Source organism: Arcicella sp. GW458-12-2-14-TSB2 (assembly GCF_059423785.1).
Genome location: NZ_JBWKYN010000212.1, coordinates 1 through 9,242, shown reverse-complemented (window position 1 = coordinate 9,242; position 9,242 = coordinate 1). Strand labels below are relative to the sequence as shown.

Here is a 9,242-nt window from a genome sequence, read left to right as displayed (position 1 = left end):
GTAAATGACATTTACAGCGACTTTTTAGTTGGATATTATTCGTACTAATCAATTGAATATCCTTTGTCTTTCAAGATTCTATCCAACAACTTCTTGTCGCTATCAGTATTAAATACCGTAAATGGTAAATAAATAAACTGATATTGCCCCATATCTAAAATGTAGGCATCCTTAGCTTTTCTAGCACCTTTAATCATGTCCCATTTAATGACACCTCCCTCAGTATCGCTCAACTTCATCAAAATCTGGCGACTATCGATTTCGTAACGATATTTACTAAAAAGCTGTTTGTATTGTTCTAATTGGGTAACGCCAGTAAACTGAATTGCCCAAAATATTAAATATGCAATTGCTCCGATTAGTGTCAACACGTAAATCCAGTAGTTATGATAAACGCCTGTAAGGTTCAAAATTACGTTGATAAAAATTAATGCTAAAGGCACAAATCCCCAATACCATTGATTTTTAATAAGTTGGATCATGTTTATTCCGATGAATTTATTTTTTTCAAGGGCAAACTTTTTTGTTTTGATTGCTAATGGATTTGATTGAATTGGTTGTTGTACTCGTCTTTGTTGCGACTGAGCGTATCCTTTTGCCATGTCTATAATAAAATTTGGTGATTCAGACGACAAAGGTACAAAAAATAAGGAAGTTTTATTGAAATGAGTATTAACACCAACAAATTAATGATTTAATAAAGAAAGTATGGTAGGATGATTCCCTAAATCCAAAGATGAAATTATGGGTAAATTACCTTTAATGATTTGTTTTAGGGGTTTTTGAATGCTAATTTTAATGCCTTAACGAAAATATATCCAAGAATTTTCTAGAATTATTAAATATGGAACTTATTGAGAGCCAAATACTGAGCCAGACCCAAGTGCTTCAGAAAATTAGAAGAATTGCTTTTGAAATTTATGAAAATAATTTTGAAGAGTCGGATATTGTTATTGCTGGTATCAGAGGGCAGGGGCATGCCTTAGCCAAGTTGTTAGCCAACACACTTCAAGAAATTTCGCCTATAGAAGCTAGTGCCGTATTAATTGACGTAGATAAAGATGTTACCTACGAAAGTCCAGTAGAGTTTGATTGTGACGAAAGATTTTTAGAGCACAAAACCATTGTCGTAGTAGACGACGTGCTGAATAGCGGAAGAACCCTTGCTTATTCATTATCTCCGTTTTTAAGTATTCCTGTAAAGCGTATTCAAGTAGCTGTAATGGTAGACAGAAACTATCGTCGTTTCCCAATTCTGGCAGACTACGTGGGGTACGAACTTTCGACTACCTTGAGCGAATATGTTTCGGTAGTATTAGACGACGAAGCTCGAATGGGAGTGTACTTAAAATAACATTATAGACTATTGATAATATTCATGAGCCAATCTGCATTGAAAAATAATGCTAGGATTGGGAAAACTAGTAATATTGCCAATACAGCTTGTTCTAAACTGAGTTTGAATGTTACTCCTTTTTCGCTTTCTTTAAAAAACATCAGGAAGGGTATTTTCAAATAGAAAGATAAAGAAATCACCGTATTCAATAAGCCAAATATAAAAAGGAGTAATAGCAGTTGCTTACCAGAAGCTTGGTAGGCTTCCCAAAGAGCAGAAAAGATATTCAGTTTTGCAATAAATCCGCCAGTAGGAGGTAAGCCCGCCAAGGAAATCATTACGATTAATATTAATATTCCAAACAAAGGATTCAATCTGCCCAAGCCTTTAAAGTTTTCTATCATAAATTTAGAATCATTGTCTGACTTTTGTCCTTGGGTATTATTTGCTGCGTAATCAATTAATAGAAAAGCGGAGAAATTAGTAAATAAACTAACTATCAAATAAAATACGATGCTCTTGATGCCTAATTCAGAAATCATCACCAGACCAATCAGCATAAAACCTGTATGGGCTATTGTTGAATAAGCCAATAATCTTTTGGCATCTTTTTGCCATAAAGCCGAGAAATTGCCGAAAGTAATGCTCGCCAAGGCTATGATGGCAGTGATTAATGTTAAGTCGGTAGGGATGACAGAATAAAAGCGGATAATTACTAAAAATGTGGCAATTTTGGGTGCTACTGCAAAAAAAGCCACAATCGGTGTGGGAGCAGATTGATACACGTCGGGCGTCCAGATATGAAAAGGCGTTGCGGATATTTTAAATAAAAATCCAGAGAGTGTCAATACAATAGCAATCGTTGAAGCTACATTATCTGTTTGGGCAATGCCTCTTGAAAAATCAGGAGAAGCAATACTAAGCGTGCCCGTCATGCCATATAATAATGACATACCATACAGCATAATTGCGGAAGAAGCTGCCCCAAAAATGATGTATTTTAAACCACCTTCAGACGCTTTTTTTGTCTTATTAAAAGTAGTCAGCACATAAGATGAGATAGAAACGATTTCGATAGAAAGGTAAATCATTAATAGATTAACCGACATCGCCATTAAATTTAGGCCTATCAGGATACTAATTACCAAAGGATAAAATTCGCCATCATATTTTCGTTTTGAAACATAGATGTGTGCCAATAAAATGATTACTGAAAACGTTGTAATTATTTTAAAGAAAATGGCTTTACTATCTAAAATAAGCATTTCGCCAAACAGAAAAGTATCGTTGGTAGTTGAATACTGCGAAATGATTTGATTCAAGGCGATTAAAACAGAAATCAAGGAAATACCCCATAAAGTATTTTGATAACTTTGGGCAATTGAGTTTTCTAAGGAATCAGATTGTTGGAATATGTATTTATAAAGAATTAATTCAATGATAATAAGGAGTAAAAATACTGCCCCCAAGAATACTTCCGGAGAAATGACGCTCAGGCTTTCAAGAATGTGAGCTAGTAAATCGGATAAGATTATTTTTTTGGTCATTATTTTTCTTCACAAACGTGTTTTATTCTACTTTTGTTGCTATTTTTGAGTTTAACTATAATTAGGTGAAATTTATGAATAAAACCAAATTTTACTGGTTGATTCAAATTCTATGTTGGTCGATTATTACGCTTCTTTCTATTCAACATATTGAATTTAATGATTTCAGTCAATCCACTAAAACCATTTATTTACTACTTTATTTTTTTTCAGGCTTTTTTTCATGTCACATTTATAAAATCATCATTAGCCGTTTCAGCCCTGATGATATTACCCATCTTCAATATGCCCTTTTTCCAATAGTTGGTGGGCTTTCAATAGGCTCTATCTATACTATTATAGACTATCAATTATATAATTACTCAGATAGTTCTTTCCTTAATTTTGCTGTCATTTTTGTTGAAAATGTATGGAAGGTATTTCCTTGGTTTATGTTTTTTCATTTGCACCGTTTCTTGAGTATTTATCAAGATAGAAGGCAACGAGAAGCACATACTGAAAACCTACTGAAAATTTCTCAACTAGAAAGCTTAAAAAAACAGTTGAATCCTCATTTTTTGTTCAATGCCCTCAATAGTATAAAGGCACTAACATTGATTGATAGTATTCAGGCCCGCGAATCAATCATTCAATTGTCAGATTTATTAAGACTATCCTTAAACCTTGGCGAACAACAAAAAGCAACGCTTAGTGAAGAGCTTCGTTTAGCTGAGAATTATCTGTCACTTGAAAAACTTCGCTTTGATACCCGCTTAAAGTATGATTTTCAAATTCAGGAAGATATAGGTAATATCTTAATTATGCCAATGACCTTGAATACTTTGTTAGAGAATGCCGTTAAACATGGCATTGGTCAGTTGAAATTTGGTGGATATATTACCATTACAGCCAGAACAGAAAAAGGTTTTATCATTTTATGTGTTGAAAATTCGGGCGTATTTGTACCTAAACCTAAAAACAACGAAGGTGGAATAGGACTCGAAAACCTCAAAAAACGCTTAGAATTACAATATGGTGAGAATGCTTACCTAAAAATTGATAATACCCAAGGAAAAGTATTCGCCACTATTAGAATGCCTTATTGAACGTTAAAATAGTTTCAAAAGCTCGGCTACAGTTACATTGGTTAAGTTAAAGATTAAATGAGGGAAAATACCAAATATTAATGCTAATATCGCTAAAGGATAAAGCATTATTTTTTCCCTAAAGTTTAAGTCTTCTAATACTCCTTCAAATTGTCTGACCCAGTATTTTCCAAAAAATATTCGTTGTAAAGTCCAAAGGAAATAGCCCGCACCCAATACCAATCCAAAGGCAGCTAAAGCGGTTAACCATCGTGGAATAAGCGGACTGTTAAAGCCCCCCATCAGGGTAAATACTTCACCAATAAAGCCTGAAAAAGCAGGCAAGCCTAATGAAGCAAAAAAGGCTATAGCCGTCATGGCTGTGTACAAAGGCATTTTACTAGCCAGCCCTTGATAGCTATCAATACGGCGGTCGTGTGTACGATTATACAAAACGCCCACTAATAAGAATAGCATTGCGGAAAGTACACCATGCGAAAACATTTGATAAATCGCTCCGTTAATACCTTCACTTGTTAATGACCCAACCCCTAGTAATACAAAACCCATATGAGAAACTGACGAATAGGCAATCATCTTCTTCAAATCATTCATTGCCAAAGCATTGAAAGCTCCGTAAATAATAGATAAAACGCCAAAGGCAACAATGACAAAAGCATAATCATGAGCAGCGTCTGGGAAAATGGGATAAGCTATTCTGAGAAAACCATATCCCCCAATCTTTAAGAGGATTCCTGCCAATATCACTGATACAGGTGTTGGTGCTTCTACGTGGGCATCTGGCAACCAAGTATGAACAGGTACGGCGGGCAACTTAATCCCAAAACCTATCATCAATAAAATAAAAGCTAAGGCACGAGCCGAAATACTAAAAATCTCGATACCTGAAAAAACATTTAACCACGAATTTGGCAGGAAATTGCCAGCATCGGGCATAAAACGTAAATCGAAAGTATGTACAATTTGCTCAGAAGGAATTTTTAAATCTTTTAGCAAGGTTTGTACTTCTGTAATAATCTGTGGCGTAATATCTGATACATTGCTGATTAGCCCAATTCTCACGGCTGTTTCTACAGGGTCAACCACTGATAGATAGAGCGCAATCATGACAATTAAGATAAAAATAGAGCCGAAAAGCGTATATAAGAAAAATTTGATAGAAGCATATTCTTTGCGTGGACCACCCCAAATACCTATTAGGAAATACATAGGCAAGAGCATAAACTCAAAAAAGAGGTAGAAAAGAAACATATCTAACGCCACAAAACAACCAATTACCGAGCCTGTCAGCAACAAGAAAAGTGAAAAATATCCTTTCTCTTTCTGTTTAATTTCAAAAGACGAAATAGCCCCTACAAACATCACGATGCCTGTCAACAAAACCATTGGCATGCTGATACCATCCACACCCAAAAGGTAATCAATTGAACCAACCCCCAATGTGCCTAGTGGCAGGGTTATCCAATCTAATTGTTCTAGGAATTGGTAGTCGGCAATATCATGATTAAAGTTTTGATATAAGTAAATACAAATTGCTAGTTCTACAGCAGTAACGCCTAGCGTAAACCATTTGAAATAGGCTTTGTATTGGTCTGGCGAAAAAGCCACTACCAACGACGCTACCAATGGTAAAAATATAAGTACTGATAAAATGGGCATAATTATATAAGAATAATTGTATTTGTTTTGAAACAAACACAGGCACTATCAAGATGAAAAAACGATAAAAGTAATCAAAGCTATTAATCCTAAAAAGGATATAGCAACGTATAGTTGTACTTTACCAGCTTGTACTGAACGAGTAATTTTCCCGATTACTCCTGCTGAATAAGCTGTTGAGTTGGGAATGCCATCTATAATTTTAGCATCCCACCAAGCTACGATGCTGGCAATGATAACTTGTAATTGAGCTACAGCATTCACTACAGTATCTATAATATGCAAATCAAACCATTGTAACAAATCAGCTGATTTTAATATTGGGGCAACAAATATTTTTTGATAAATGTTATCAAGCGTAGGAATGGTATAAGCTAGTGCTTTATTTCTAGATAAATATCCTAAGCCTATTCCTGCAAAAGCCAGTGCTGTGGATAAATAGGCAACCCAATGATTTTCGGCTGACTTTTCTATCATCTCAGGTTTCATAAATTCCCAAAACCAAGCACTTTCAGCATTCAAAGGATTGAAAGTGAAAATAAAACCGATAGATAAAATAGCCAATAGCCCGATTGGGAAAGTGATTTTCCACGAGCCCTCATGAATAGCGTAAAGGTCAGCCTTTTCATTCCTGAACTCTCCAAAAAAGATAAGCCATACTTGGCGAGTCATATAAAAAGCAGATAGCAAAATACCAATAAAAAAAACAAAGCTAATAATGTATAATGCTAAGCTTTGGTGCTGATTGGCACTAGCCACTACTTGCGCAAGGATAGCATCTTTAGATAAAAAACCTGAGAAGAAAGGAATGCCCGCCAATGCTAATGAACAAACGAGATAACACACAAAGGTAAATGGCATTCTCTTACGCAAGCCACCCATTAATCGCATATCCTGAGCATCGAAATCATGACCAGCATGATGATGGAGTGCATGAATAATAGACCCTGCACTAAGGAATAGCCCAGCTTTAAAGAAGGCGTGTGTTAATAAATGAAATACGGAAGCATCAGAGCCTAAACCTACTACCATTAAACCTACTTGCGAGATGGTAGAATAAGCCAACGTTTTTTTGATGTCAGTTTGAAAAATAGCGTACACTGAGCCCAACAACATTGTAAAACAACCGATAGATGAGACGATGATGGTTTCTTCAAAGCCAAATAATGGATGAATCCTTGCTAATAAGTAAACTCCCGCTACTACCATCGTTGCAGCATGGATAAGCGCCGAAACGGGCGTTGGTCCTTCCATTGCATCAGGAAGCCACGTGTGTAAAGGGAATTGTGCCGATTTACCGATACACCCACAGAAAAGTAATAAGCCTGCAACGGGTACTAAACTGGGTTCTGAAGCATTGGCGATAATATTTGGGAAATCTTGAAAATTACTACTACCAAATAAATAATAAATCAGAAAAATGCCTAACAAAAACCCTACGTCACCCACACGGTTTACCAAAAATGCTTTTTTTGAGGCTTGTACGGCCTCAGTTTTTTGATACCAAAAGCCTATTAATAGGTATGAACTTAACCCTACTAATTCCCAGAAGGCATACATTATCAATAAATTATCGGTTAGTACGATGCCAAGCATTGAAAATACAAACAGGCTTAAAAAACCGACATACCTATATTGGTCGGGTTCTTCGTGCATATATTCCAACGAGAAAATCTGTACTAATAAGGCTATGAAGTTCACCAAAACCAACATCATTAGCGTTAGCGAGTCTGCCAGAAAACCAAAAGAATATGTTTCTTTTCCGAGCAAAAACCAATTGAATAAATAATGTGGATTAGCAACATGTAGGTTTTGACGAAGCAATAGGATTGAAAAGATAAGATTCAAGCCTGTAAAACCAATTGTTAACCAAGCTGCTAAGGTGTTGTTTTTTCTACCCAACAGAATTGGCATAATAAACCCTGCAAGTGGGGTTAATAAAATGAGCCAAATCAAAGTGGAAGGATTCATAAAAATTAATTACGAAAGTTTTAAGCCTATACGTAGAGATTTTCTTGGAAAATTTCAATTTTTGTGCAAATATACGGCTCAAATTGGATTTAGTCCTAATTGAATTTTGATAAAACCCACTAAGTTTGTGGAGTAATATAATAATATTTGATGTTTCTTTGCTATTGGAAGCATTTCCTTGCTTTATTTTAATATTATTTACTAACCAAATACTTATTATGATGGACAACGCTAAAACAGTAAACTATTCAAGAACTACTATCACAGAATTGATGATTCCATCTTATGCTAATTTTGGAGGCAAAATTCACGGAGGGATTTTATTATCATTGATGGATAAGGTTGCTTATGTATGTGCGGCCAAACATTCAGGAACTTATGTGGTGACTGTATCTGTAGATAATGTAGAATTTAAACAGCCTGTGGAAGTAGGCGAATTGGTTTCGCTTCATGCCTCTGTAAACTATGTCGGAAACAGTTCTTTGATTGTGGGTATAAAAGTAGTTGCCGAAAATATCAAAACGGCTAGTGTAAAACATACCAATACTTCGTATTTTACGATGGTTGCTAAGGATGACAATGGAAAACTTACTGCTGTTCCTCCGTTGATTTTGGAAAGTGATGAAGATATTCGCAGGTTTTTAGAAGCCTTGAAACGTAAAGAAATCAAAAGCTCGTATAAAGAACTATTGCATGATGCTAAAACTTGTATGGAGATAGACGAAAACTTACATTTATTAGACACTGAGCGTTGTATTATAAAACGGGAAAAAGATATGCAGAGCGAGTGGGTATAAATTAATTATATAGTGTTTGGATTCATTTTGACGTCAAGATAAAATGAAGTATTTTTACAGAATTGATTTCAAATTTATTCTTATATAATTATTCCCATCTCCCTAATTGAACAATTAATGATGAAGGTTTTAAAAGTTATACTGATTGTTTTAGCAGTCTTGGCATCTGTTACTGTTTTTATTCGATTCTACTACAACAAACCTTTTAGTCCATCAGCTACCGCTGAATACGAGAAGAATGGTTTAGGAATTACGGTAGATTATTGCCAACCTTCTAAAAAGGGTAGGCTTATTTTTGGAACAACTCAAGAAAAAGCACTTGTTCCTTACGGAAAATGGTGGAGAACTGGGGCTAATGAAGCAACTATTATAAAATTCTCAAGAGATGTAACCATTGCAGGCAAAGCACTTAAAGCTGGTAAGTACACCCTCTTCACAATTCCTGAGAAAGGCGATTGGACAATAATTATCAATGCAGAAGTAGGACAATGGGGTTTATCTTATGATGAAAGTAAAGATGTTTTAAGAGTACCCGCTACGTCTTCACAGCAAGCAGATTCTGTAGAAACATTTAAGATAGATTTTAATGAGAAAGAAAGCGGAGTAGATATGCTTTTACATTGGGATACTACTGTGGTAACAATTCCAATAAAATAATTCTTATACTGTTAATCACAATAAAAGAGGCAGAATATACTTAAAAGTTATTCTGCTTTTTTTGTTTTCTTTTTTTTAGAATGACTATAATTAAAGAAAGTTTTTGGTTGATTTAGATGTTTTTTCAAAAAAAATAAAGATATTAATAAATAAAATAAGGTGTGATTGATTTTTTGGTACGCTATTTGTA

Annotated in this window: 8 protein-coding genes; 4 read left to right on the top strand and 4 right to left on the bottom strand. The window is 35.0% G+C overall.

Annotated elements, in window-relative coordinates:
* Positions 1-44: 44 nt before the first annotated feature.
* Positions 45-602, bottom strand: a complete 558-nt coding sequence (locus AC07XN_RS21500; RefSeq protein WP_494744543.1) for a YcxB family protein — start codon at positions 600-602, stop codon at positions 45-47.
* Positions 603-844: 242 nt separating this feature from the next.
* Here AC07XN_RS21500 and AC07XN_RS21495 point away from each other — a divergent pair, with 242 nt between their 5' ends.
* Positions 845-1,354 (top strand): phosphoribosyltransferase family protein, encoded by a 510-nt coding sequence (locus AC07XN_RS21495; RefSeq protein WP_323251440.1) that lies wholly within the window; start codon positions 845-847, stop codon positions 1,352-1,354.
* 2 nt (positions 1,355-1,356) lie between these two features.
* Here the strand turns inward: AC07XN_RS21495 and AC07XN_RS21490 are convergent, their stop codons facing one another.
* A complete protein-coding gene (locus AC07XN_RS21490) occupies positions 1,357-2,883 on the bottom strand; it encodes an NADH-quinone oxidoreductase subunit N (RefSeq protein ID WP_494744542.1) in 1,527 nt (508 codons plus the stop codon).
* 74 nt (positions 2,884-2,957) lie between these two features.
* Here AC07XN_RS21490 and AC07XN_RS21485 point away from each other — a divergent pair, with 74 nt between their 5' ends.
* Positions 2,958-3,968 (top strand): sensor histidine kinase, encoded by a 1,011-nt coding sequence (locus tag AC07XN_RS21485; RefSeq protein ID WP_494744541.1) that lies wholly within the window; start codon positions 2,958-2,960, stop codon positions 3,966-3,968.
* Between the two features lie 3 nt (positions 3,969-3,971).
* On the opposite strand, the gene AC07XN_RS21480 is transcribed toward AC07XN_RS21485, so the two are convergent.
* Entirely contained in the window at positions 3,972-5,627 is a 1,656-nt protein-coding gene (locus AC07XN_RS21480; protein WP_494744540.1) for a complex I subunit 4 family protein, read from the bottom strand.
* 48 nt (positions 5,628-5,675) lie between these two features.
* Positions 5,676-7,598 carry an NADH-quinone oxidoreductase subunit L gene (gene nuoL / locus AC07XN_RS21475; RefSeq protein ID WP_494744539.1) on the bottom strand — a complete coding sequence of 641 codons (1,923 nt, stop codon included), beginning with the start codon at positions 7,596-7,598 and terminating at the stop codon, positions 5,676-5,678.
* Positions 7,599-7,819: 221 nt separating this feature from the next.
* Here nuoL and AC07XN_RS21470 point away from each other — a divergent pair, with 221 nt between their 5' ends.
* On the top strand, positions 7,820-8,395 hold the full coding sequence (locus AC07XN_RS21470; protein WP_409014250.1) for an acyl-CoA thioesterase: 576 nt from the start codon (positions 7,820-7,822) through the stop codon (positions 8,393-8,395).
* A gap of 117 nt (positions 8,396-8,512) precedes the next feature.
* Entirely contained in the window at positions 8,513-9,052 is a 540-nt protein-coding gene (locus AC07XN_RS21465) for a DUF2911 domain-containing protein (protein ID WP_494744538.1), read from the top strand.
* Positions 9,053-9,242 lie beyond the last annotated feature (190 nt).

Coding starts and splice junctions, on each gene's coding strand:
- AC07XN_RS21490 (WP_494744542.1), bottom strand. CDS start 2,883: ATGACCAAAAAAATAATCTTATCCGATTTACTAGCTCACATTCTTGAA.
- AC07XN_RS21465 (WP_494744538.1), top strand. CDS start 8,513: ATGATGAAGGTTTTAAAAGTTATACTGATTGTTTTAGCAGTCTTGGCA.
- AC07XN_RS21480 (WP_494744540.1), bottom strand. CDS start 5,627: ATGCCCATTTTATCAGTACTTATATTTTTACCATTGGTAGCGTCGTTG.
- AC07XN_RS21485 (WP_494744541.1), top strand. CDS start 2,958: ATGAATAAAACCAAATTTTACTGGTTGATTCAAATTCTATGTTGGTCG.
- AC07XN_RS21500 (WP_494744543.1), bottom strand. CDS start 602: ATGGCAAAAGGATACGCTCAGTCGCAACAAAGACGAGTACAACAACCA.
- AC07XN_RS21470 (WP_409014250.1), top strand. CDS start 7,820: ATGGACAACGCTAAAACAGTAAACTATTCAAGAACTACTATCACAGAA.
- nuoL (WP_494744539.1), bottom strand. CDS start 7,598: ATGAATCCTTCCACTTTGATTTGGCTCATTTTATTAACCCCACTTGCA.
- AC07XN_RS21495 (WP_323251440.1), top strand. CDS start 845: ATGGAACTTATTGAGAGCCAAATACTGAGCCAGACCCAAGTGCTTCAG.